Below are 22,373 nucleotides of genomic sequence, written 5' to 3' on the forward strand. Positions count from 1 at the left end.
ATGTGTTTCGCTTTCGCAGCATCCCTTGCTCGCCGCACTCGCGCTGCCGGCGTGAGCGCGTCGTCCTTCGTCCTCGGCGCTCGCACCGGCACAGGGCCAGTGTGTGCCGTCCGGTCCGCGCGAGGGGCGACAACGCCGTAGTCGTCACCGATCTGATAACCGCGCGAGCCCCGGAGATCACTTTTAACCGACGGTACGCACCGCAGGTCACGAGGCAGCCACGGTCCGGATTCCTTTGCCGGTCAGTACGAACCCGTGATCACATTTTTGAGCGGCTCGCCCGCGAGGTAGCGCAGCAGCTGGGAGCGGAGCAGCTTCAGCGTGCGCCGTACCGAGGCCGGATTGCTGCCCGCGACGTGCGGGGTGATGAGAACTCCCGGCGCCGTCCACAGCGGGTGGTCCGCGGGCAGGGGTTCGGGGGCGGTGACGTCGAGCGCGGCGAGGATCCGGCCGCCCCGCAGCTCGGCGACGAGCGCGTCCGTGTCGACCACCGGGCCCCTGGCCGCGTTCACCAGGAGGGCGCCGTCCTTCATCGCGGCCAGGAACCCGGCGTCCACCATGCCGGTGGTCTCGGGTGTCGAGGGAACGAGCAGCACCACCACGTCCGCCCCGGGCAGCAGGCCGGGCAGCTCGTCCAGGCCGTGCACACCGGGCCTGGCGGTCCTGGCCACCCGGACGACGTCGACCTCGAAGCCGTCGAGCCGCCGTTCCAGCGCCTCGCCGATCGAGCCGTAGCCGACGACCAGGACCGTGGAGTCGGCCAGCACCCCGGTGTGGTGATAGGTCCACTCGCCCCGGAGCTGGGCACGGACGAACCCGGGGAACTCCCTGAGCACGGAGATCATCGCTCCCACCACCCACTCGGCGGTGCCCGCGTCGTGCACGCCCCTGGCGTTGCACAACGTCACCCCCTCCCGCAGGTGCGGCCGGTAGGCGTCGACTCCCGCCGTGACGGTCTGCAGCAGCCGCAGGCCGGTCATCCGGGCGAGCAGCCCGGGGAGGTCCGCCACCGGCATCAGCGGCGGGATCCACACCTCGGCCTCGTGCGCGCCCTCGGGCACCGGCTCCGTGCCGTCGTAGACGACGCACTCCACTTCAGGGAGGTCGCACAGGACATCGGCCGCGGCTTTGGAAGGGACCCAGATCTTCATGGACGCATTATCCAGCCGCACATCCGTGCCGCCGCCCCGCCGGCCACTCCGGAGACCGGATGGAGGAAAGGAGAGGCGTGGTGAGGAGCGGACGCGGCCCCGTTACTCGGGCACGCACTTCAGGTTGAGCTCGGGGCGGTAGACCGTGGTCTTCTTGACGCGCTTGATCTCCTTGCCGTCCTGCTTGAAGACGCGCCAGACGTCGATCGTGAAACCGTTCTGGCCGACCATCTCGATGCAGTCGGGACCGCTGTCGGTCTCGTCCTTGAACGGGGTGATGTTGTATCTCTCGGACGAGATCGACTCGATCTCGTAGCGCTTGGTGCTCCAGAAGGCGACGGTCACCCCGGTGTCGCTGGTGGAGGTCTTCACCAGCACGCCGTACGGCGAGTCGTTCTTCCAGCGGAAGTCGGGCTCGGGCCAGGAGACCGTGGACTCGCGCCCGGCCGGGTAGCGGGAGATGTAGAACTCGTGCGCCACGTGCTGGACGTCCTCGAGACCGCCGAAGAACACCGCGTTGTACATGGTGGTGACGAACTGGGAGATGCCGCCGCCGACCGAGTCGACCAGCCTGCCGCCCTGGATCATGGGGGCGGGGACGAAGCCGCGGGCCGTGTCGCGCTGGCCGATGACGCCGTTGAGCGAGAAGGTCTCGCCCGGCTTCACCAGGTAGCCGTCCAGGAGCCTGGCGATCGTCTTGATGTTGGTGACCCGGGGCACGCAGCACGCGTAGGGCGTGGTGAACTGGCTGATCCGCTCCTTGATGCCGAGCTTGCGCGCCTCGGCGTCGGACATCCGCGGCTTGACGGTGGTCAGGAGCACCGGGATCGTCCGGTCGCCGTCGCCGGCGATCATCTCGGCCACGTCGGAGGCGAGCTTCTCGTCGTTGATGCCCTTCCCCCTGCGGCCGGGCACCAGCTTCGGCTTTCCCCCGACGATCTGGAACGTGGGGTCGCGCGGGGCCAGGACCGGGTCGACGAGGTCGCCCTCCACGGAGGCGACCGCGCTCCTGGCGTCGAACTCCGGCTCCATGCCGCCGGAGCCGTCCGGCTTGAAGGACAGGTGGGCGGCGAGGGTCTCCGCCGGCAGCTGGGCCTGCTTGCCGGCGAAGGTCAGGGTGACCGGCCCGGACAGGGCCCTGCCGGCGTCGGCCGCGGCCTTCTCGACCGCCTCCCGCCCGGCCATCGGCTTGATCACCGAGACCGGCAGGCGGACCTCCTTCGACGGGCCGAGGAAGGCGTTCGTGATCGCGGTGACCGCGGCCTCCCGCTCCAGCTCCCTGCCGTCGCGGGGCCTCACGACGACGGGCTTGACGCCCTCGAACGTGACCGAACCCTCGCGGACCTTGAGGTCGATCTTCCTGGCCAGGCTCGCGACCGCGGTCCGCAGGCTCTCGGAGTCGGCGGAGACCTTGGGCTCCAGCTCGGTGGTGCCGGTGAAGGCCCGCCAGACCTGGGAGGGGCTGGGGAAGCCGCTGGGTGCCTGGTTGATGGTGGCGACCACGTCGAACTCCAGCCCGGCCTTGCCGGGGTCGAAGTCGTAGCGCTTGCCCGCGGCCAGGAGGGTCATCTCCCCGGAGGCCTCGCCCGCCAGGCGGTCCCTGAGCTTGTCGGCCGCCTCGGTCGCGGTCAGGCCGCCGATGTCGATGCCCCGCACCGTGGTGCCCGGCAGCATCCTGCCGGACATGATGACCGCGGGCACCGCGTAGGCGAGCCCGACGACGAACAGCACGGTGAGGACGATCAGGAAGAACCTGCGGGCCCCGCGGCGGCGCGGGGGCGGCTCCTCGTAGCGGAGCCCGCCGGGTTGCGGGAACCCTCCGTCGCCGCCGGGGACGAGCGTGGGCTCGTCACGCTGGAAGGGGCGTTCCGGCGGGGAGGCCATCTGCCAGGGCTGCGGGGGGCGGGGGGCGGGAGGGAGCGTCGTCCCGCGGGCCGGTGCGGCGGGGCCTCCGGGACCGGGAGGACCGCCGAGACCGGGAGATCCTCCGGCCCCGGTGGGGCCGAAGATGTCGGGTGAGACCCCCGGCGGAAGGCCGGGGCCGCCCTGGGAACGGGCTCCCTGCACGCCGGGAGGGAGCCGCGGGTCGCGGGCGCCCGGCGGGACGGGGCCCGAGGGAAGGGGCATTGCCTCAAAGGGGTCAGGTGGCGGGTTCACAGACGCTCCGGCGTTCCGCACGGCCTCCGCATCCTCCTGCTTCGCAGCTTCCACCTCCGGCAACCTTAAACCACATTGGTCAACCGCCGTCCCAAAAGGAGTAACAAATCAGCCTGTCCAGCGGTAACGGTGTTCCGGCCTTCCCGCGGTGCCGTACTTCGGGCGGAGTTCCGCCTGGCCCGCCGCGCACAGGTGTTCCAGGTACCGGCGGGCGCTGACCCTGGAGAGACCGGTGATCGTCGCCGCCTCGGCCGCGGACAGGTCGCCGCCGCTCTCCCTGAGCGCCGCGGCGACCAGGGAGCACGTGGTGCCGGACAGTCCCTTGGGAAGCGGCGGCGGCACCCCCCTGACCGCGCCGAAGAGCCGGTCGATCTCGTCCTGGCGGGCCTCGTCCCCGAGGGTGGCGAGCTGCCTGCGGATCTCGGCGTACTGTCCGAGGCGCTCGGCCAGGGCGCGCGCGGTGAAGGGTTTGATCAGGTAGTTGACCGCGCCGCCGCGCATCGCCGCCCGGACCGTGGCCACGTCCCGCGCGGCGGTGATCACCAGGATGTCCACCGGGTGCACGGCCTTCCTGAGCTTCGCGAGGACGTCGAGTCCCGACATGTCCGGCAGGTAGATGTCGAGCAGGACCAGGTCGGGCCTGCGCACCGCGGCCGACGCGATCGCGGCGCCCCCGGTGTGGACGACGTCGGCGACCGTGAAGCCGGGCGTCCTGGCGACGTAGCCGCCGTGGATCCTGGCCACCATGAAGTCGTCGTCCACGACCAGGACGCGGATCTCCCCCATGTGCCCGTTCCCGGTCACCTCGGCACCTTCCGTTCGGCGGACCCCCCGGCGGGGGGCGGCGCGGGTTCACCGGTGCGGGACGGACCGGTGCGGGACGAGGAAGGCTCTCCGGCGGGCGGGACGGAGGGCTCGCCGGTGGGCAGGAGCGCGGTGAAGACGGCTCCGCCCGCGTTGTGCACCCGCACCCAGCCGCCCCGGCGCGCGCACGCCTGGCGGGTCAGGGCCAGGCCCAGGCCGCGCGGCCCGGCGTGGGCGGCCTTGGTGGTGAAGCCCTCCCTGAACACCTCGTGGACCAGGCCCGGGGTGATTCCCGGACCGGAGTCGCCGACCCGGACGCGCAGGCCGTCCGCCTCGGTACGGACCGAGACCTCCACCGTCCCCCCGGTCTCCTGCAGCGCGTCGAGGGCGTTGGCGACCAGGTTGCCGACGACCAGGACCGCGTCGTGCGGGTCGCCGAGCATGCCCGCCTCCACCCGGGAGTCGTCGGACAGCACCAGGGTGGCGCCCCGCTCGGCCGCCTCGGCCGACTTGGCCAGCAGCAGGGCGGCCAGCGTCGGGTCGGCGACCTTCTCCCTGATGCCCGAGGCGTGCCTGCTGTAGGCCTCGGTGGTCTGGGTGATGTAGCTGACGGCCGTCTCGTGCTCGCCGAGTTCCAGCAGGCCGACCACCGTGTGCATCCGGTTGGCGAACTCGTGGGCCTGCGCGCGCAGCGCGCCGGTCGTGGTGCTGGCCTGGTCGAGCTCGCGTGCCAGCCGCACCAGCTCGGTGCGGTCCCGCAGGGTGACCACCCAGCCGCTCTGCCGCTCCCGTACCGCCACCGGGGTCCGGTTGAGCACCAGCACCCGGTCTCGGTGGAGCACCACCCGGTCGTCGCCGGAGTCCACGCCGTCCAGCACGTCCCGCATCCGGTCGGACAGGGGCATCTCCCGCAGGCTCCGGCCGACGTCGTGCTGGGAGAGTCCGAGCAGGTCGCGTGCCGCGTCGTTGACCAGCGTCACCCGCCCCTGGAGGTCGAGGGCGAGCACCCCCTCCTTGACGCCGTGCAGCACGCCCTCGCGCTGTTCGAGCAGGGCCGCGATCTCCCCCGGTTCCAGGCCGAACGTCTGGCGGCGTACCCGCCGGGCTATCAGCGCGGCGGCGGCCGACCCGGCGACGAGGACCGCGAGGACCGTCCACAGCAGCGGCGGGAGCGCCTCGCCGAGCTGGTCGGCGACGGTCCCCTCCAGGATCCCGACCGAGGCCAGGCCGATGACCTGCCCCGAGGAGTCGAAGATCGGGGCCTTGCCGCGTACCGAACGGCCGAGGGTGCCCGTCTGGACACCGGTCCAGTGCCGCCCGTTCGTCATCACCTCCGAGCCGTCGGTGGACAGCCTCCTGCCGATCAGGGCCGCGTTGGGGTGGGCGTAACGGATCTGGTCGCGATTCGCGATCACCACGTAGTCGGCGCCGGTGGCCGCCTGCACCCCGAGCGCGATCGGCTGCAGGCTCAGCTCGGGCCGGGGCCGGCCGAACGCCTCACGCACCTGGGGAAGCCCCGCCACCGACTCGGCGATCGCCAGGGCGCGCTGCTGGTACTGGCGGTCCAGCAGGACGCGGGTGTGCTCCATCCAGACGCCCGCCGTACCGCCGACCGCGAGGAACACGATCACGGTCTGCAACGCGAAAAGCTGGGTGCCGAGCGAGGCGTTGAGTAAGCGTCGCACGAGTCAACTCCCTGGTCAGGGCCTCGATGAAAGCAGCCTGAGATAACGGCGAGGTCGCGAGGAGGTGTGACCAATATGACCGATACGACGGCAACCACGCAAAGGATCGACAGGGCTGCCTCCTGAGGTCACGATCCTCACCACGCTTTCTTCACGTTTGTTTGGAGCTGACCATGCGTCTTCGGAGACTGGCCGCCCTCGCGGCGCTGTCCCTCGCCGCCCTCACCGCCTGCGGTTCCGGCGGCGGCTCAGGTACGAGCGCGCTGAGAATCATGGCGCCGGCCTCACCGGGAGGCGGCTGGGACCAGACCTCCCGCGTCGCCGGGGAGGCGCTCAAGGCCGCCGAGCCGTCCCGCAAGGTCGAGGTCTACAACGTGCCCGGTGCGGGCGGCACCATCGGCCTGGCCCAGCTCGCGGGCGAGAAGGGCAACGGAGACCTGTTGATGACCATGGGCCTGGTCATGGTCGGCGCGGTCGAGCAGAACAAGTCGAAGGTCACCCTGGCCGACACCACGCCGATCGCGAAGCTCACCGAGGAGTACGAGATCGTCGTGGTTCCCGCGGGATCGCCGTACCAGACGCTGGGCGACCTGGTGACGGCGTGGAAGGCGGACCCGACGAAGATCGCCATCGCGGGCGGCTCCGCCGGGGGCACCGACCACATCGTGGCGGGCCTGATGGCCAAGGCCGCGGGTATCGATCCCAAGCAGGTCAACTACATCGCCCACTCCGGCGGCGGCGAGGCGCTCAACGCGCTGCTCGGCGAGAAGGTCGCGATGGGGATCTCCGGCATCGGCGAGTTCGCCGAGCACGTGAAGTCCGGCAAGCTGCGCGCCCTCGGCGTCAGCTCTCCCGAGCGGCTCGGCAACGTGGACGCCCCCACCATCAAGGAGGCGGGTCTGGACGTGGAGCTGGCCAACTGGCGGGGTTTCGTCGCGCCCAGCGGGCTGGACGACGAGAAGAAGAAGGCCCTCACCGACCTGGTCACCAAGATGCACGACTCCCCGGCGTGGAAGGACGCGGTGATGAAGAACGGCTGGACCGACGTCTTCCAGACCGGGCAGCCGTTCGCCGACTTCCTCGCGGCGGAGCAGACCAAGGTCAAGGCCGTCATCGCGGAGATGGGCCTCGTCTCCTGATGGCTCCCGCAGAAGACCCGTCCGGTCCCACCGGCACCGACACCGGCGCCACCGGCACGGCTCCCGAGGGCGAGACCGGGTGGTCGTGGCGGCGGCCGGAGCTGGGGCTGGCGGTGCTGGTCCTCGCGCTGGGCGCGTTCGTGATCGCCGGCACCGCCGACGTGACCGCCGCCGGCTCCGCCCTCGGTCTCGGACCCCGGTTCTTCCCGGCCCTGGTCGGGGGCGCGATGCTGCTGATCGGGCTGTTCTACGTGGTCGACGTGCTCAGGGGAGGCCACGGCGACCCCGAGGCCGCCGAGGACGCCGAGGACATCGACTCCGGCGCGCGGGCCGACTGGCGGACGGTCGCGCTGGTCAGCGTGATCTTCCTCGCCTTCGCCGGGCTGCTCGACCTGCTCGGCTGGGTCATCGCGGGCGCGCTGCTCTTCTTCGGCCTGTCCGTGACGCTCGGGGCGGCCCACCGGCTGCGCGCGGGCGTCATCGCGATCGTGCTGTCCACTCTCACCTACCTGATGTTCGTCAGGGGCCTCGGCGTGACGCTGCCGGCCGGGCTGCTGTCCGGGGTGATCTGAGTGGAGTCCTTCCAGCTGTTGATGGACGGCTTCGCGACCGCCCTCACCCCGGTCAACCTGCTCTACGCGCTGGTGGGCGTCACGCTGGGCACGCTGGTGGGCGTGCTGCCCGGCATCGGCCCGGCCATGACCGTGGCGCTGCTGCTGCCGATCACGTTCACCGTCCCCCCGGCGAGCGCGTTCATCATGTTCGCGGGCATCTACTACGGCGGCATGTACGGCGGGTCGACCACCTCGATCCTGCTCAACACGCCCGGTGAGAGCTCCTCGATGATCACCGCGCTCGAGGGCAACAAGATGGCCAAACGCGGCCGGGCGGCCCAGGCGCTGGCGACGGCCGCGATCGGCTCGTTCGTCGCGGGCACCATCGCCACCGGGCTGCTGGTCGTCGCGGCGCCCCTGGTGGTTGACTTCGCGATCTCCTTCGGTCCCGAGGACTACTTCGCGCTGGCCGTCCTGGCCTTCACCGCGGTGTCGTCGGTGCTGTCCCGCTCCGTCGTACGAGGGCTGGCCTCGCTGGGTCTCGGCCTGGTCATCGGGCTGGTCGGCATCGACCAGCAAACCGGGCAGGCCAGGCTGACCCTGGGCATCCCGCAACTGCTCGACGGCATCGACGTGGTGATCGTCGCGGTCGGGCTGTTCGCCCTGGGCGAGGTGCTCTACGTCGCCTCGCGGCTGCGGCGCGGCCGGCCCGAGGTGATCCCGGTCGGCCGGGCGTTCCTCGGCCGCTCCGACTGGTCGCGTTCCTGGCGGCCGTGGCTGCGCGGCACCGCGCTCGGCTTCCCGTTCGGCGCCCTGCCCGGTGGCGGAGCGGAGATCCCCACGTTCCTGTCGTACTCGATCGAGAAGCGCCTGGCGCGCGGGATCGCCCGCGAGGAGTACGGCAAGGGCGCCATCGAGGGGGTCGCCGGTCCCGAGGCCGCGAACAACGCCTCGGCGGCGGGCACGCTCGTCCCGCTGCTCACGCTGGGCCTGCCCACCTCGGCGACGGCCGCGATCCTGCTGGCGGCCTTCCAGCAGTACGGGCTGCAGCCGGGCCCGCAGCTGTTCGACCACAACCCGGCGCTGGTCTGGGGCATGATCGCCTCGCTGTTCGTGGGCAACACCATGCTGCTGGTGCTCAACCTGCCGCTGGCCCCGCTCTGGGCCCGGGTGCTGCGGATCCCCCGGCCCTACCTCTACTCGGGGATCGTGCTGTTCGCGGCGCTCGGCGTCTACGCGCTGAACTCCTCCTGGGTGGAGCTGGTCATCCTCTACATCCTGGGCCTGCTCGGTTTCGCGATGCGCCGCTTCGGCCTGCCGGTGGCCCCGGCGGTGATCGGCCTGATCCTGGGCCCGATGGCCGAGATCCAGCTCCGCCGGGCCCTGGCCATCGGCGCGGGCGACGTGACGGTGCTGGTCAAGAGCCCGATCGCGGCGACGCTGCTGGTCGTCTCGCTCCTGGCGCTGTGCACGCCTCTCATCAGGAAGGCGGCCGCCCGTCGTCGCGGCGCCTGACCGGAACCCGGCTGCACCCGGACGCGGAACGCGACACCGGGACGCCACAACGCGGAGCGGCCGCCCGGCCGTGGGGAGCCGGGCGGCCGGGCTCATCCCGGGAAGGGGGCTATTCCTGCAGGGTGTCGACGGCCGGGCCGTTGAATTTCCAGCCGTCCTCCGTGGCCAGATAGGTGCAAGAAACCCATCCCGTGGTGCCCGAGGGCAGCCCCGAGGCCGACCTGCCGCCCAGCCGGAACCTGCACCAACCGCCCGACGAGCTGAGAAGCTGCCCGTAATCGCCGTAGTAGAGGTAGCCGATGACCGTCGATCCTCCGGCACTCGACCGCAGGCGCACCCCGTCGGCGATGATCACCGCGTCCACGGCGGAGGCCGCCGACAGGGCGGAAGCGCCGTTCACCGGAGCCGCCTGAGCGGGGACGGCCGCGACGGCTGTTCCCGCGGCGGCCGTCAACGTCACGGCGGCGAGTGTCAGAAACCTTTTCATTGGACGTTCTTCCGATCGTGAGGTCAGGTCATGTCGGAGTGAAAGGCGGGACTGCAGTGATTACTGTGCAAGGCACCAAGAATTCCGTCAATAGCTATTCATATTCAGAAATGGGAATTACCACATAAAAAAGGCCGCTCCGATCACCGGAATCCATGCGACCGATAAGGACTTCCGGCCTCCGCCACCCGGCCGGAGGCGCCCGGACTCCCCGGCGAGCCCGTGATGCGACCGGCGCGATCCCCAGGCCCGGCCCCGGACGGGTCCGGATGATTCCGGCGGTCGCGACCACGGTCGCCCCGGACGCGGAAGACGCCGGCGGACGACCGCCGACGCGGGCGGCGATTCGCGCCGGGGCGGGGACGACATGCCCGCACCACGCCCCCAACAGGCCTTTCCCTCCAGGACGGGCGCCACGAGACCATCCATACAAGGTGTCTATACATAGTGTATGGTCTGCGTGTACGACGTCATCGGCCGAGGCCGCCTCCGGCGCGCACCACCTCTGCGCGGGCGATCGCCCCACCGGGATGGAGCGGCCGTGGCCCCCCATGCCGTACCGCCGGGTGCGCAGGGCGGCCACGTTCTCTCCGGCATGGGCCACCGAACAAGGAGATCTCTTGCAGGAAATCGCGAACCGCGCCACGTTCCTTCTCGTGCACGGGGGCCATCACGGACCGTGGAGCTGGGAGAGGTTGCAGGGCGTGCTGGACGAAAGAGGCTGGACGAGCCGTACGGTGAGCCTGCCCAGCGCCGTCGAGGACGAGCCCGGCGCCGAGCCGCTCCCCGGCATGTACGACGATGCCGAGGTCATTCGGAAAGCCATTGACGACATCACCGGACCGGTGATCGTCGTGGCTCATTCGTACGGTGGCGTACCGGCCACCGAGGCCGTCGCCGGGGCGGCCGACGTCGCGCACATCGTTTACGTGGCCGCTTACATGCTGGACGTCGGGGAAGGCATGTTCCAGACGCACGGAGTCCCCGTTCCGGAGTCTCTGGCCGGCCTGCGGCCCGCGGAGAATCCCGATCTCAACCTGCCCGCCGCCTTCTACGACGGCGATGCGACGAACCCGGAGACCGCCGAGGCGATTTCCCGTCTGGTCCCGCAGACCGTGCGCGCCGACTTCGAGGTGGTGACACGGGCCGGCTGGCGCACGACGCCGAACAGCTATGTCATTCCGGAAAAAGATGTCTCTCTCACCGGAAGTATCGCGGAGCAAATGGCGGCGCGCGCCGAAACCGTCTACCGCTGCCCGGGACATCACGCGCCGTTCTATTCGAATCCCAGGGAATTCGCCGACATCCTCGTGGACGTCGCCATGCGGTCGTCCTCGGCCGGGTAGGCCGTCCACCCGCGACCGGCCGGCACCGGCGCCGAGGCGACTCCGCAGGCCATGACGCCCGCCGGGGCGCGACCCATGCCGGCCCCGGTGGCCCGGCCCTAGTATGTGGTCATGACCTCTGTGACTCGTAGGCGCAAGGACGGTGCCGAGCGACCGGCTCCCGCCGAAGCGCAACTACTGGCCGCGGTCGAGCGGCTCCTCAAAAGGGGAGAGGTCTTCACGGAAATCAGCGTGCGACAGATCATCGAGGAGGCGGGCCTGTCGCGCGCCACCTTCTACGCCCATTTCCGGGACAAGTCCCAGCTGCTCATCCGGCTCTCGGACACGCTGAGGGGCAGCCTGGTGGAATTGGCCAGGAAATGGGATCCGAGTGCGGGAGAGGACGGCGCGGCCAGATACGCGAAATTCTTCGAGGAGGTCATCGCGATACACCGGGAGAATTTCGCGACACTGTCCGCGTTGAGAGAACTGGCCACCTACGACCCGACCGTGCGTGACTTCTACTCCGCCGATCTCGAGGAATTCGACGAGGCCGTTCACAAAACACTCGTCGACGAACAGGAGTCGGGCTCGACACCTGCCGACCTGGACACCGTGGCGGCGAGCCGGGTGATCGTCTGGGGGGGCGCGCAGGCGATCGCCCGGCACATCAGCGTCGACGACGGAAGTGGTGACGTGGCCTTCGCACGCGAGCTCGGCAAGATCTGGTGGCACGGCGCCTATCGCCGCCCCGGCGAACAGCCCGCCGCGAACTGACCCTGCGGGAGGCGGACGCGCTCCGGCCACCGGCACGCACCATCCCGCACCGTCCCGCACCACGGCACACTCACCAGGCGGCCCGAGCCTCACCTCCCGCCTGCCCTCCGGTGGCCACGACGCCCGATCCCGCGCGTCACAAGCAGGGCACAAGTGGTCCACAAGTGATCATTCCTAGATTCCTCCCCATGACCGGGGATCGAAGGCGGGAACCCGTGGCCGGCTCTCGACACCGAGGCCGAGAGGCCGCGGGAGCCTCGACGACGCGGCCCGCTCCTCCCTCGGCGGGTGGCCAGGGCCGGCTCGTCTACCGGGAGGAGGCGATGCGCCGGCATGTCGAGGCCCGCGCCGCCGCCCGGATGCCGCTGGTGATCGGCGGCCCGTCGTTCCCGCTGCTGTGGATCGTGGCGGCCGCCGTCCTGGCGGCCGGTGCCACGCTCGTCACCCTCGCGCTCGGAGCGGGCGGATGAGGAACCGCGTCCCGGTCCTGCTGCAGAACACCACCACCGAGTGCGGCGCGGCGTGCCTGGCCATGGTGCTCTGCCACCACGGCCACCGCACCACGCTGCACCAGGTGTCCGAACGGCTCCAGGTCGGCAGGGACGGCCTGAGCGCCAAGGCCATCGTGGAGGGCGCCCGCGAGCACGGCCTGAAGGCACGCGCCTTCTCCCTCGCGCCCGAGGACCTGGCGCGCGTGCCGCTCCCCGCGGTCGCGCACTGGGAGTTCAACCACTTCGTGGTGGTCGAGCGCTGGTCACCCGACCGGGTGGACCTCGTCGATCCCGGCCGGGGCCGCCGCCGCCTGACACCGGAGGAGTTCGGCGCCGGGTTCACCGGCGTGCTGCTGGTCTTCGAACCCGGTGAGGGGTTCCACCGCGGCACGTCCTCGATGGCGAGCGCCTGGCGGCGCGAGTTCGTCCGCACCCTGTTCCGGCGCCGCCGCGGCCTGCTCGCGCAGGTCATCGCGGCCTCGCTGCTGCTGCAACTGCTGGGGCTGGCCCTGCCCCTTTTCTCCCAGCTGCTGATCGACGAGGTCGTCCCGTCGCGGGGAGCGGACCTGCTGCCCCTGCTGGGCGGCGCCGTGCTCCTGGCCGGGGTGGCCCAGTTCGTGATCGGCTACCTGCGGGCGGCGCTGCTGGTGGCCGTACGGGCCCGTGCCGACCAGGAACTCACCGAGGGGGTGATCGGTCACCTGGTGGCGCTGCCGTACCGGTACTTCGCGCAGCGCGGCAAGGGCGACCTGCTCACCCGGGCCGCCGGCGTCTCCACGCTGCGCGACATCCTCACCGGCCAGATCGTGGCGGCGCTGCTGGACGGCCCACTGGCCGTCGGCTACCTCGTGCTCGTGTACGTATGGGATCCCGTCTTCGGGCTGGCGCTGACCGGGGTGGTCGTCGCCCAGGGGCTCCTGGTGCTGGCCACCACCCGCCGGATCAACCTGCTCACCCAGCAGGAGCTCTCCGCCTTCTCCGCGTCGCAGAGCAGCCTCATCCAAACGATCACCGGCATCGAGACGCTCAAGGCCTCCGGGGCCGAGCACCGGGCGGTGGAGCAGTGGTCGGCCCACTTCACCCGGCAGCTCAACGCCGACGTGCGCAGCGGCCTCACCCAGGGTCTGGTGGAGGCCGCGCTGTCCGCGATCCGGGTGGTCGCCCCGCTCGGCCTGCTGTGGCTCGGCACCTGGCGGGTCCTCGACGGGGAACTGACCGTGGGCGCGCTGATCGCGCTCAACGCCATCGCGCTCGGCGCCCTGGTCCCGCTGGGCTCGCTGATGACCGGCCTGCAGAGCCTGCAGCAGGCGGGCGCGCACTTCGACCGCCTGGCCGACATCCTCGCCTCGGAACCCGAGCCCGGCGACGGCATCGAGGTGCTGCGGCTGCGCGGCGCGGTGGAACTGCGCGGCGTGGGCTTCCGGCACGACCCCCGTGGCCCGTGGGTGGTGCGGGACGTCTCGGTCTCCATCCGACCGGGGCAGAAGGTCGCCCTGGTGGGCGCCTCGGGGTCGGGCAAGAGCACGCTGGCCAGGCTGCTGCTGACCCTGCACACCCCGGTGGAGGGCGAGATCCTGTACGACGGCGTCCCGGCCTCCGAGCTCAACCTGCGCACCCTGCGCCGCCAGTTCGGCGTGGTCGGCCAGGATCCCTCCCTGTTCAGCGGCTCGATCCGGGAGAACATCGCGCTGAACTCCCCCGACGCGCCCCTGGATCGGGTGGTCGCCGCGGCCCAGGTGGCGGCGCTGCACGAGGACATCATGGCCATGCCGATGGGGTACGAGACGATGCTGACCGACGGCGGTGGTCTCTCCGGCGGCCAGCGCCAGCGGCTCTCCCTGGCCCGCGCCCTCCTGTCGCGGCCGAAGATCCTGCTGCTCGACGAGGCCACCAGCAACCTGGACAGCGCCACCGAGGCCGCCATCGAGTCCAACCTGTTCTGGCTCACCCAGACCCGCATCGTGATCGCCCACCGGCTGAGCACGATCCGGGACGCCGACCTGATCCTGGTGATCGACTCCGGGCGCGTCGTCGAACGCGGCACCCACGACGAGCTGATGGCCACCGGCGGCAGGTACGCGAACCTCGTCGCCGCCCAGGCCACCCCCGCCTGACCCGGTTGTCCCTGGGCTCACTCCACGTGACATAAAACCGGGGCAAATTAGCTAAAACCCTGCAGAGACGGAATCAATTCATGACACTTGGCGACCTGCATACAAATAGCTAATCACACGACATTCACAAAAAGACCAGAAGAATCGCGGATCGCGTCATCCGAGCGGACATCCAGGGCGTCCCCTATGCACCCTCTGTCCCAGGAGCACCAATGGCGAATCAGTACGGCCCACAGGATCCGCACCAGCGACCGTACGGGCAGCCACCACCCCCGCAGAACGGTTACTCCCAGCAGTACCAGCAGCCCTACGGCCAGCCTTACCCACCACCCGGTCACGGATACGAGCAGCCCTACGGCCAGCCTTGCCCACCACCCGGCCATGGGTACGGCGAGCCACCACGCAAGCCGGGTAAGGGAGCCGCATTCTGGCTGCTCGTCGCCTGCGCGCCCATCCTGCTGCTGTTCGGATGCGTCGCGGCGGTCGTCAGCGTCAGCGACGACACCACGGTGACGACACGGAAAGACCAGCCGACCGCCGCGCAGTCGGCTCCCATCGCGGAAGCCGAGGAGGCGCCGACCCAGGAGCCGGAATCCAGGCCTTCCGCCGCGGCCGTAGGTGGCACCATCACCCTGAGAGGCATCGAATCCGATCTCCAGATCGCCGTGACCCTCGAAAAGGTCGTCGAGAACGCGACGCCGAAGGTCGACTTTCTCAAGCCGAAAGACGGAAGTCGTTTCTTCGCGATCCAGCTGACCCTCAAGAACACGGGCCGGCAGGTCTACAGCGACAGTCCGTCCAACGGCGCCCTGTTGATCGACACCGAGGGCCAGCAATACCGATCAACGTTCGGTGACATACAGGAAGGCGTCTCGTTCGCCGGGTCGGTCACGATGGGCAGTGGTGACAGCCGTAAGGGGGTCATCGTCTTCGAGGTCCCCAAGACCACGAAAATCGAAAAGCTTCAGTTCTCACTGAACAGTGGATTCGCCGACCACAAGGGCGAGTGGCTGACCAAATAACAATATGTCCACAATGTGCCGATCCTGCAGAAAAATCCTCCTGGCGGGATTGGCGCGCTCACCGAGGCGCCGTCGGCGCGGGAAACGGTTGTCCGCGTTTCTCACCGTTGGCCAGGGTGGGGAGGCCCGTGATTGCGGTCCGGACTCCCGATAGGTCATCATGGCGGGCATGACCTACAGGAAGGGCGGCCACCGCCCCAGCCGGTGAACCCCGGCACGTGGAAGCTGGGCGACGATCCTCTTGACGATCGCCCCACCTTCCTCGCTCACGCACTCGCGATGTCCCTGCGCTACGGACCCGGCCCATGGCCCGAGGACGCCCACCGGCTCCCCGATGATCCGCCTCGCCCCACCGGTGACGAGCCGTTCATCAGCAGCGTCGTCATGGACGGCATCCAGACCCATCACTTCGGCGTCAAACCCGACGACGACGCCGTCATCGAGATCACCGACCTGCTCGGCAGGCTCGTCACCGACGATCCCGCCCACGACGATCTCCTGCGGCTGCACGATCGGCTCGGCACCGTGTCAGCGCTCGGTATCGCCGACGGCCTCGTCGACCAGATCCGGCGACGACGGCTCCCCAGGGACAGGATCGGCGCGGTCGGACGGCATCTGGCCGAGTACGGCACCCGCCGTGACGCCGTCAAGATCGGCCTTGTGCTGCTCGGCGCCTGCGGGGACGAGCGGAACCGGGAGCTGCTGCTCCTACTCGGCACGCTGGAGGAGCTCACCCTGTACGCGGTGGTCGCCCTGCGGCGCACCCAGCCCGACCGCCAGCGTGCCACCTACGAACTGGCCCGCCGGGTGCGGGACTGGGGGCGCGTCCACGCGGTGGAACGACTCAAGGGATGCGACGATCCACAGATCAAGGACTGGCTGCTCCGCGACGGTTTCCGCAACGGGATCATGAACGAGTACCTGGCCCACCTCGCGGCCACGACCGGCGACCTGTACTCGGCCCTGCTGGAACCGGACATCGACGACGCCCTGCTCGACGGCGCCGCGGACATCCTGGCCGCCCTGGCGCTGGGCGGTCCGGCCGAGGACATGAGCGACTACGCCGACGCCGTACCGGCCATGCATCGCCTCGCCGACCTTCTCGTCGGCGGGCGGGCCACGCTCGGCAGGCTGGACGCCGCACTGAGAATCCAGGCCTTCCTGCGCGAGCCCGGCGACGCTTCGCCCTGGCCGCCCGACATGATCGCGCAGCTCCGCCACCGCTACGAGGAACTCGTCGTTCAACCCCGGTGGCACGACCTCGTACTGGAGTGCCTGGCCGATCCGAACCACGCCGATTTCGGCCACGCGATGTGGACCGCCGACGAACTCAACCTGCCGGTGGTCCCGCAGATCATCGCCCGCCTGAAGACCGATCCGCTGGACGAGTCCGCATGGCACCACGCCATCAGGCTCGCCACCGCCGAGGAGGTCGAACAGCTCAGCGACCTGGCCGAACGGCTACTTCCCCTGGCCGATCTGGCCAACGGACCAGGGGACCACCTCGGCATCGGCAAGGATTACGGGCCGGATCGAGCGCTGGAGTCCGTCGTAGGCGGGCTGGAGGACTTCCCTGGCATCGGGCTGGCACTGATCGACGTGGCACTGCGCAACCGGGTCACCAGGATCCGGCGCGCGGCCCTGACCGCGCTGACCACCTGGCCGGCCTCAGCCGTACCGGACGAGGCGAGAAACCGGGTGAGGCGGGCGGCATCGGTGGAACCGCACGAGGAGACCAGGACCGAGATGATCGATTTCCTCCGACGTCACCCCTGACCAGCTGTTCCCATGACATGCGAAGGCCCCGGACGTAGCCTGAGGTCGTCGAGACCATTACGGAAACGTGCGGGGCCTGCTCATGCGTGACAACGGTGCGAACACCCCCGCCGAAGAGCGAATCGGGCGGCGGATCGCCCAGGCCCGCAAGCTGCGCGGCCTGACGCAGCAGCAGCTCGCCGATCGCGTGCCCTGCTCCAAGAGCCTGATCGCCCAGGTCGAACGGGGGCACAAACCGGCCACGCAGGCTCTCGTCACCGCCGTGGCCCGAACTCTGCGGATCGGACTCGGCGAGCTGACAGGCCAGCCGTATCTCGATCCCGAGGCGCGCGAGAACCTGGTCCACCAGTGCGTTCCCGAGATCCGGCGCGCGCTCCTCACGTGGGATCTGCCCGACGAGGACATCTCGCCGCCGTCGATGGAGCGGCTTCGGGCGGGCGTTCGCCGCGCGTCCGCACTGGGCAGGCAGGCCCGGTACACCCAGCTTGGAGAGATGCTTCCGGGTCTCCTGGAGGAATTGACGCGAGCCGCGCACGTCAGCGAGGGCGCGCGGCGCGACGAACTCTTCGGGCTGCTGTCCGAGGCGTACACCGGGGTGACGGCGATCGCCTACACGCTGGGCTACTTCGACCTGCGAAGCTCCGCCATGGATCGTGTGGCGTGGGCGGCCCAGGCGTCTCAGGACCCGCTGCGCGTCGCCCGCACGCAGTGGCAGCGTTCGACCCTGTTCCTGGCGACGGCCACCTACGGCAAGGGCCTGATGCTTCTGGAGCGGGTTCGGCGGAACATCGGTGAGGACCTCGGCCGCCTGGCTCCCGCTGAACTGAGCGTGTACGGCGCCGCTCACCTCCGGTCCGCGATCTTCGCCGCCCGCGCGGCGGACCGGCAGACCGCGTTCGACCACATCGAGCACGCGCGCGAGGCCGCCCGCGTGCTGGGCGGGGACGCGAACCACTACGGTCTCGAATTCGGGCCCTCCAACGTGATCATGCATGAGGTCGCTGTCGCCGTGGAGATGTACGACGGTGGCGAGGCGGTTCGTCGCGCCCGGCTCGCCAGGCTCCCCCCGACGGTCGCGCCGGTCCGTCTCGGCCACCACTACATCGACCTGGCGCGCGGCTGGCTCTACCACGGCGATCGCCAGAAGTCCCTGGAGACGCTGCTGGCCGCCCGCCGTGTCGCACCCCAGCAGACGCGCAACCATCCGATGGTCCGTGAAACCGTCCGGATGCTGGTCGACCTGGAACGGCGCCGCTCCCGGAGCCTCAGCGGCTTCGCGAGCTGGCTCGGCCTGCCGTAGCAAGGGCGGGTTTCACAACCCGTGATACTTCGCCACCCCTCGCGGCGGTGACGCTTCGTACATGCATCGGAACACGGAATCACCACATGCGCCGGACGTCGAGGATCCGCCCCCGCTGACCGCGAACCAGGCCGACGCGCTCGCCCACGCGTTCCCGTCCTGGAGGATCTGGCAGGCCAACGGAATCTGGTACGCCACCGGTCCGTGCCCGGTGCCGGGCTGCGTCTGCACCCGTACCCTGCACGCTCCTACCCCGAGCGGCCTGTACAGCCAGCTCGACGAGCACGAGCGGCAGGCCCGAACCCGGCGGGAGGCTTCGCGATGACGAGCCGGGAGAACCCCGCCCTGCGAGGAGCGCAGTTCTCCGAGGAGGCGGCGGAACTGGCCGAACTCCGGCTCGCCCCGCTCCGGCGAGCCTACCCCGGCTGGGAGATCGTCTGCGTGACCGACCTCAGCGTCCCCGTCTGGTACGCCGCCCTGCGCGCCACCGTCACCCAGCGGCAGAGACAGGCCGGGGTCCGGGAGACGTTCATGCGCTTCTCCCCCGAGGCGCTCGCCTCGGAACTGTCCGTCCAGGTCGAAGCGCTGCACGGAACGCAGACCCGGCACACCTTCACCGCCCCCTGAACGGCCGCGACGGCACGGACTCCTCCGTGTCGTCGTACCGAACTCCCGCGAGCGGTGGTGCGGACGACCAGGGACCGCTCGCGGGTCATGCGCGACCGGACGGCGCTCCGGGTCTGGCGCCGTCATGCACCGGTCGCGGCGGTGCCCCCGTCTGGAGGGGCGGGGGCACCGTTCGCGTCGCCCTGCCGAAGTGGTGGAACGGGCGGGTCAGCCGGAGACGCCGAGGCGCTCCAGGATGAGCTCGCGGGCGCGGCCCGCGTCGGCCTTGCCCCTGCTGGCCTTCATCACGCCGCCGACCAGGGCGCCGACGGCAGCGACCTTGCCGTTGCGCACCTTGTCGGCCGCGTCGGCGTTGCTCGCCAGGACCTGGTCGATGATCTCCATCAGCTCGCCCTCGTCGTTGACGATCTGCAGGCCGCGGGCGGCCACCACCTCGTCGGGGGAGCCCTCGCCGTTCAGCACGCCTTCGAGCACCTGGCGGGCCAGCTTGTCGTTCAGCGCTCCCCCGGCGACCATCGCGCACACCCTGGCGATCTGGTCGGGGGTGATGCTCAGCGCGCTCAGCGGGAGACCGGCCTCGTTGGCGCGGCGGGCCAGCTCGCCCATCCACCACTTGCGGGCGTCCGCGGGCGGGGCGCCCGCCGCGACCGTCGCCTCGACCAGGGAGATGGCGTCGGCGTTGTGCATGGCCGCCATGTCCAGGTCGGACACGCCCCACTCCTGCTGGAGCCGCTTGCGCCGCGCGCCCGGCAGCTCGGGCAGGGCGGCCTTGAGCTCGGCGACCCACGCCGGGTCGGGGGCGATCGGCACCAGGTCGGGCTCCGGGAAGTAGCGGTAGTCCTGCGCCTCCTCCTTGGACCGTCCCGAGGTGGTGGTGCCGGTGTTCTCGTGGAAGTGGCGGGTCTCCTGGATGATCCGGCCGCCGCCGGCCAGGATCGCGGCCTGGCGCTCGATCTCACCCCGCACCGAGCGCTCGACGCTGCGCAGCGAGTTGACGTTCTTGGTCTCGGTGCGGGTGCCCCACTCCGAGGAGCCGCGCGGCATGAGGGAGACGTTCACGTCGAAGCGCATGGAGCCCTCCTCCATGCGCACGTCCGAGACGCCGAGGCCGCGCACCAGCTCGCGCAGCTCGATGCCGTAGGCGCGGGCGACCTCGGGGGCGAGCCTGTCGGTCCCCGGGATCGGCTTGGTGACGATCTCCACCAGCGGGATGCCCGCCCGGTTGTAGTCGACGATCGAGTAGTCGGCGCCGTGGATGCGGCCGGTCGCGCCACCGACGTGGGTGGACTTGCCGGTGTCCTCCTCCAGGTGGACGCGCTCGATCTCGATCCTGACGGTCTTGCCGTCGACCTCGACGTCGAGGTAGCCGTCGAAGCAGAGCGGCTCGTCGTACTGGCTGATCTGGTAGTTCTTCGGCATGTCCGGATAGAAGTAGTTCTTCCGGGCGAAGCGGCACCACTCGGCGATGGAGCAGTTGAGCGCCAGGCCGATGCGGATGGTCGCCTCGATCGCCGCGGCGTTCGCCGTCGGCAGCGAGCCGGGCAGCGCCAGGCAGACCGGGCAGACGTGCGTGTTCGGCGGGGCGCCGAACGTGGTCGGGCAGCCGCAGAACATCTTCGACGCCGTGCCCAGCTCGACGTGCGTCTCCAGGCCCAGCACCGGCTCGAAGCGCTCCAGCGCCTCGTCGTACGGCATCAACGTCTCAGCGCCGCTCACTGTCGTTCACCACTTCCTGCTCCATAGAAAACGTCATAGATAACCAAGTCCCTTCAACGCGTTCCTCGTCTCGGCCACCCAGTTCGCGTAGGCGGGCACCTGGGCCAGAACGGCGAGATCGATGTTGCGTCCTATGTACTCGAAGTAGTCGCGGGCAGGCTTGCCGCGCCGGGGGACGGTCGTGGCCAGCACCCCGGCGGGGTCGGAGATCCGCTCGACGTCGCGGGGCCGCGCGGGCAGCCTGCTGAGGTCGCTGCCCTCCAGTTTCGCCCACGCGGCGGGGTCGGCGAGCAGCCAGCCCTCCGTCTCTCCCAGTCCGATCACCGGCACCAGGTAGTGCGAGTGGTAGCGGACGCCGTCCCTGCGGCGGCGCTCCCGCTCGTCGTCGTGCGTGAAGAGCAGGTGGCAGTCGGCCGCGAGCTCCTGCAGCGCGGTGACCATGTGCTCCCGGTCGCAGGAGACGACCTCCGTCGCCTCGACGTCGACGGCGTACGGCGACATCCAGGTGAGCTCGCGCAGCTGCCTGGAGATCACGATGCCGAGGAAGCCCTCGTCGGCCTCCCCCTCCGCGATGAGTCCCGGAACCAGCGGGCGGCTGCTCATGCCGCCGCGCCCAGGTATTTGCGGACCTGCCGGGGCGAGACGAACGTGCCCGGCTCGCCGTCCGGCTGGATCGGTTTCGCCACGGTCACCCGCGACACCCGATCGTTGTCGGGATCGACGCGGACCGCGGTGTCGAGGAACGTCAGCGCGTCCGGCTCGGTCCTGAAGACCTCCGCGACGACGATCGGGGACTGGCTGGTGAGGATGAGCTGCCGCAGCGGCTCGGGACCCCCCGGCGCGGTGATCCGGCGGCGCACCCGCCGGAGCAGCTCGCCGAGACGGGCCGGATGGACGCCGTTCTCGATCTCCTCCACCAGCAGCGTGCCCGGATGGTCGGGGTCGTGCAGGGCGGCGAGCAGGCCGAGGATGCGCAGGGTGCCGTCGGACAGCAGCGCCGCCGGGACCACTCCCTGGCCGTCGACGATCAGCTCGAAGGAGCACTCCCCGCGCTCGACGCGCGGCACCAGCCCGACGATGTCGGGGACCACCCCCGCGAGATCGGCCGCGAGATCGGCCAGCGCCTCCGTACCCGCCATCCGCCCGAGCACCGCGGCCAGGTTCGAACCGTCGGCCACGAGCGGCCCCCGGTTCGCCGAGGGACAGCGGCGGCGCATCGCCGCCGGCGACGGCGAGTATCGGCGCCACGACTGGACCGTACGGCGAGGCGTGTTCTCCGGGTCGGGGTCCTCGACCATGAGCTCCAGCAGCTCCTCGGGGATCCGCTGGGCGACATGGCTGACGACGGCACCGCTGGATCTGGGGATCTTCAGCACCATCTCCGCGCCCACGTCGAACCTGATCGGCACCACGGAGCCGGGCTCCGGGGTGACGAGCGCCTCCACCGAGACGACGAATCCCGGCACCGCCGAGCCGTGGGCGACCCGGTGGAACTGCTCGCCCGGCAGCCCGCGGGCCGCCCCGAGCAGCCCGCCGGAACCCTCGATCTCGGCCGCCACGAACCCCACGGCGTCGAAGAGGTTCGACTTTCCGCTCGCGTTGGGGCCGACCAGCGCGAGGAAGGGCGGCACATCGAGATCGAAGCTCAAGAAGGACTTGAACCCGTCGATCTCGATCCGAGTGATCATGCCGCCGTACTCCCTGTCACCTGTCGCCCCCTCGCCCTCGTCCCA

Annotated in this window: 20 protein-coding genes; 12 read left to right on the forward strand and 8 right to left on the reverse strand. The window is 70.5% G+C overall.

Annotation, left to right across the window (positions count from 1 at the left end; genetic code table 11):
• Nucleotides 1-242: 242 nt before the first annotated feature.
• The 4 genes from ACTOQ2_RS21385 to ACTOQ2_RS21400 form a co-directional block, all read right to left on the reverse strand.
• Nucleotides 243-1,151, reverse strand: a complete 909-nt coding sequence (locus tag ACTOQ2_RS21385; protein WP_440069111.1) for a 2-hydroxyacid dehydrogenase — start codon at nucleotides 1,149-1,151, stop codon at nucleotides 243-245.
• Between the two features lie 102 nt (nucleotides 1,152-1,253).
• Nucleotides 1,254-3,035: a VanW family protein gene (locus ACTOQ2_RS21390; RefSeq protein ID WP_440101614.1), complete on the reverse strand. Its 1,782-nt coding sequence runs from the start codon at nucleotides 3,033-3,035 to the stop codon at nucleotides 1,254-1,256.
• A gap of 381 nt (nucleotides 3,036-3,416) precedes the next feature.
• Nucleotides 3,417-4,094 carry a response regulator gene (locus ACTOQ2_RS21395; RefSeq protein ID WP_440101808.1) on the reverse strand — a complete coding sequence of 226 codons (678 nt, stop codon included), beginning with the start codon at nucleotides 4,092-4,094 and terminating at the stop codon, nucleotides 3,417-3,419.
• Nucleotides 4,095-4,108: 14 nt separating this feature from the next.
• Complete coding sequence (locus tag ACTOQ2_RS21400; RefSeq protein ID WP_440101615.1) at nucleotides 4,109-5,797, reverse strand: ATP-binding protein; 1,689 nt, start codon at nucleotides 5,795-5,797, stop codon at nucleotides 4,109-4,111.
• A 173-nt stretch (nucleotides 5,798-5,970) separates the two neighbouring features.
• On the opposite strand from ACTOQ2_RS21400, the gene ACTOQ2_RS21405 reads away from it, so the two are divergent.
• Genes ACTOQ2_RS21405 through ACTOQ2_RS21415 form a run of 3 tightly spaced genes read left to right on the forward strand, consistent with a single transcriptional unit; the run spans nucleotide 5,971 to nucleotide 9,005 of the window.
• Nucleotides 5,971-6,936: a tripartite tricarboxylate transporter substrate binding protein gene (locus tag ACTOQ2_RS21405; protein WP_440101617.1), complete on the forward strand. Its 966-nt coding sequence runs from the start codon at nucleotides 5,971-5,973 to the stop codon at nucleotides 6,934-6,936.
• On the forward strand, nucleotides 6,936-7,508 hold the full coding sequence (locus tag ACTOQ2_RS21410) for a tripartite tricarboxylate transporter TctB family protein (RefSeq protein WP_440101618.1): 573 nt from the start codon (nucleotides 6,936-6,938) through the stop codon (nucleotides 7,506-7,508). Before ACTOQ2_RS21405 ends, ACTOQ2_RS21410 begins: the two co-directional genes overlap by 1 nt.
• On the forward strand, nucleotides 7,509-9,005 hold the full coding sequence (locus ACTOQ2_RS21415; RefSeq protein ID WP_440101620.1) for a tripartite tricarboxylate transporter permease: 1,497 nt from the start codon (nucleotides 7,509-7,511) through the stop codon (nucleotides 9,003-9,005).
• Between the two features lie 109 nt (nucleotides 9,006-9,114).
• Here ACTOQ2_RS21415 and ACTOQ2_RS21420 read toward each other — a convergent pair whose 3' ends face one another.
• Nucleotides 9,115-9,492: an SH3 domain-containing protein gene (locus tag ACTOQ2_RS21420; protein WP_440101622.1), complete on the reverse strand. Its 378-nt coding sequence runs from the start codon at nucleotides 9,490-9,492 to the stop codon at nucleotides 9,115-9,117.
• A gap of 620 nt (nucleotides 9,493-10,112) precedes the next feature.
• On the opposite strand from ACTOQ2_RS21420, the gene ACTOQ2_RS21425 reads away from it, so the two are divergent.
• The 9 genes from ACTOQ2_RS21425 to ACTOQ2_RS21465 all read left to right on the forward strand — a co-directional run bounded on the left by ACTOQ2_RS21425 (nucleotide 10,113) and on the right by ACTOQ2_RS21465 (nucleotide 18,924).
• Nucleotides 10,113-10,838 (forward strand): alpha/beta hydrolase, encoded by a 726-nt coding sequence (locus ACTOQ2_RS21425; RefSeq protein ID WP_440101624.1) that lies wholly within the window; start codon nucleotides 10,113-10,115, stop codon nucleotides 10,836-10,838.
• A 111-nt stretch (nucleotides 10,839-10,949) separates the two neighbouring features.
• A complete protein-coding gene (locus ACTOQ2_RS21430; protein WP_440101625.1) occupies nucleotides 10,950-11,594 on the forward strand; it encodes a TetR/AcrR family transcriptional regulator in 645 nt (214 codons plus the stop codon).
• Nucleotides 11,595-11,809: 215 nt separating this feature from the next.
• Nucleotides 11,810-12,064: a hypothetical protein gene (locus tag ACTOQ2_RS21435; protein WP_440101627.1), complete on the forward strand. Its 255-nt coding sequence runs from the start codon at nucleotides 11,810-11,812 to the stop codon at nucleotides 12,062-12,064.
• Nucleotides 12,061-14,199: a peptidase domain-containing ABC transporter gene (locus ACTOQ2_RS21440; protein WP_440101629.1), complete on the forward strand. Its 2,139-nt coding sequence runs from the start codon at nucleotides 12,061-12,063 to the stop codon at nucleotides 14,197-14,199. Before ACTOQ2_RS21435 ends, ACTOQ2_RS21440 begins: the two co-directional genes overlap by 4 nt.
• Nucleotides 14,200-14,411: 212 nt before the next feature.
• Nucleotides 14,412-15,221 carry a DUF4352 domain-containing protein gene (locus ACTOQ2_RS21445; protein WP_440101630.1) on the forward strand — a complete coding sequence of 270 codons (810 nt, stop codon included), beginning with the start codon at nucleotides 14,412-14,414 and terminating at the stop codon, nucleotides 15,219-15,221.
• Between the two features lie 204 nt (nucleotides 15,222-15,425).
• A complete protein-coding gene (locus ACTOQ2_RS21450; RefSeq protein ID WP_440101632.1) occupies nucleotides 15,426-16,997 on the forward strand; it encodes a hypothetical protein in 1,572 nt (523 codons plus the stop codon).
• An 82-nt stretch (nucleotides 16,998-17,079) separates the two neighbouring features.
• Entirely contained in the window at nucleotides 17,080-18,297 is a 1,218-nt protein-coding gene (locus ACTOQ2_RS21455) for a helix-turn-helix domain-containing protein (RefSeq protein ID WP_440101634.1), read from the forward strand.
• Nucleotides 18,298-18,358: 61 nt separating this feature from the next.
• Nucleotides 18,359-18,622 carry a hypothetical protein gene (locus tag ACTOQ2_RS21460; RefSeq protein WP_440101636.1) on the forward strand — a complete coding sequence of 88 codons (264 nt, stop codon included), beginning with the start codon at nucleotides 18,359-18,361 and terminating at the stop codon, nucleotides 18,620-18,622.
• A complete protein-coding gene (locus tag ACTOQ2_RS21465) occupies nucleotides 18,619-18,924 on the forward strand; it encodes a hypothetical protein (protein ID WP_440101638.1) in 306 nt (101 codons plus the stop codon). The genes ACTOQ2_RS21460 and ACTOQ2_RS21465 overlap by 4 nt, the downstream gene beginning before the upstream one ends.
• Before the next feature lie 207 nt (nucleotides 18,925-19,131).
• Here ACTOQ2_RS21465 and gatB read toward each other — a convergent pair whose 3' ends face one another.
• Genes gatB through ACTOQ2_RS21480 form a run of 3 tightly spaced genes read right to left on the reverse strand, consistent with a single transcriptional unit; the run spans nucleotide 19,132 to nucleotide 22,328 of the window.
• Nucleotides 19,132-20,619 carry an Asp-tRNA(Asn)/Glu-tRNA(Gln) amidotransferase subunit GatB gene (gene gatB / locus ACTOQ2_RS21470; protein ID WP_440101810.1) on the reverse strand — a complete coding sequence of 496 codons (1,488 nt, stop codon included), beginning with the start codon at nucleotides 20,617-20,619 and terminating at the stop codon, nucleotides 19,132-19,134.
• A 54-nt stretch (nucleotides 20,620-20,673) separates the two neighbouring features.
• Nucleotides 20,674-21,243 (reverse strand): hypothetical protein, encoded by a 570-nt coding sequence (locus ACTOQ2_RS21475; protein ID WP_362693804.1) that lies wholly within the window; start codon nucleotides 21,241-21,243, stop codon nucleotides 20,674-20,676.
• A complete protein-coding gene (locus ACTOQ2_RS21480) occupies nucleotides 21,240-22,328 on the reverse strand; it encodes an AAA family ATPase (protein WP_440101640.1) in 1,089 nt (362 codons plus the stop codon). Before ACTOQ2_RS21480 ends, ACTOQ2_RS21475 begins: the two co-directional genes overlap by 4 nt.
• Nucleotides 22,329-22,373: the final 45 nt, after the last annotated feature.

Origin of the sequence: Streptosporangium sp. H16, from assembly GCF_051918855.1 — a bacterium.
Lineage (GTDB): Bacteria > Actinomycetota > Actinomycetes > Streptosporangiales > Streptosporangiaceae > Streptosporangium.

Excerpts from the sequence above, each read along its gene's own strand:
- gatB (WP_440101810.1), bottom strand. The coding sequence starts at position 20,619 with ATGCCGTACGACGAGGCGCTGGAGCGCTTCGAGCCGGTGCTGGGCCTG.
- ACTOQ2_RS21460 (WP_440101636.1), top strand. The coding sequence starts at position 18,359 with ATGCATCGGAACACGGAATCACCACATGCGCCGGACGTCGAGGATCCG.
- ACTOQ2_RS21480 (WP_440101640.1), bottom strand. The coding sequence starts at position 22,328 with ATGATCACTCGGATCGAGATCGACGGGTTCAAGTCCTTCTTGAGCTTC.
- ACTOQ2_RS21475 (WP_362693804.1), bottom strand. The coding sequence starts at position 21,243 with ATGAGCAGCCGCCCGCTGGTTCCGGGACTCATCGCGGAGGGGGAGGCC.
- ACTOQ2_RS21465 (WP_440101638.1), top strand. The coding sequence starts at position 18,619 with ATGACGAGCCGGGAGAACCCCGCCCTGCGAGGAGCGCAGTTCTCCGAG.
- ACTOQ2_RS21445 (WP_440101630.1), top strand. The coding sequence starts at position 14,412 with ATGGCGAATCAGTACGGCCCACAGGATCCGCACCAGCGACCGTACGGG.
- ACTOQ2_RS21385 (WP_440069111.1), bottom strand. The coding sequence starts at position 1,151 with ATGAAGATCTGGGTCCCTTCCAAAGCCGCGGCCGATGTCCTGTGCGAC.
- ACTOQ2_RS21395 (WP_440101808.1), bottom strand. The coding sequence starts at position 4,094 with ATGGGGGAGATCCGCGTCCTGGTCGTGGACGACGACTTCATGGTGGCC.
- ACTOQ2_RS21455 (WP_440101634.1), top strand. The coding sequence starts at position 17,080 with ATGCGTGACAACGGTGCGAACACCCCCGCCGAAGAGCGAATCGGGCGG.
- ACTOQ2_RS21420 (WP_440101622.1), bottom strand. The coding sequence starts at position 9,492 with ATGAAAAGGTTTCTGACACTCGCCGCCGTGACGTTGACGGCCGCCGCG.
- ACTOQ2_RS21405 (WP_440101617.1), top strand. The coding sequence starts at position 5,971 with ATGCGTCTTCGGAGACTGGCCGCCCTCGCGGCGCTGTCCCTCGCCGCC.
- ACTOQ2_RS21430 (WP_440101625.1), top strand. The coding sequence starts at position 10,950 with ATGACCTCTGTGACTCGTAGGCGCAAGGACGGTGCCGAGCGACCGGCT.
- ACTOQ2_RS21410 (WP_440101618.1), top strand. The coding sequence starts at position 6,936 with ATGGCTCCCGCAGAAGACCCGTCCGGTCCCACCGGCACCGACACCGGC.
- ACTOQ2_RS21390 (WP_440101614.1), bottom strand. The coding sequence starts at position 3,035 with ATGGCCTCCCCGCCGGAACGCCCCTTCCAGCGTGACGAGCCCACGCTC.
- ACTOQ2_RS21440 (WP_440101629.1), top strand. The coding sequence starts at position 12,061 with ATGAGGAACCGCGTCCCGGTCCTGCTGCAGAACACCACCACCGAGTGC.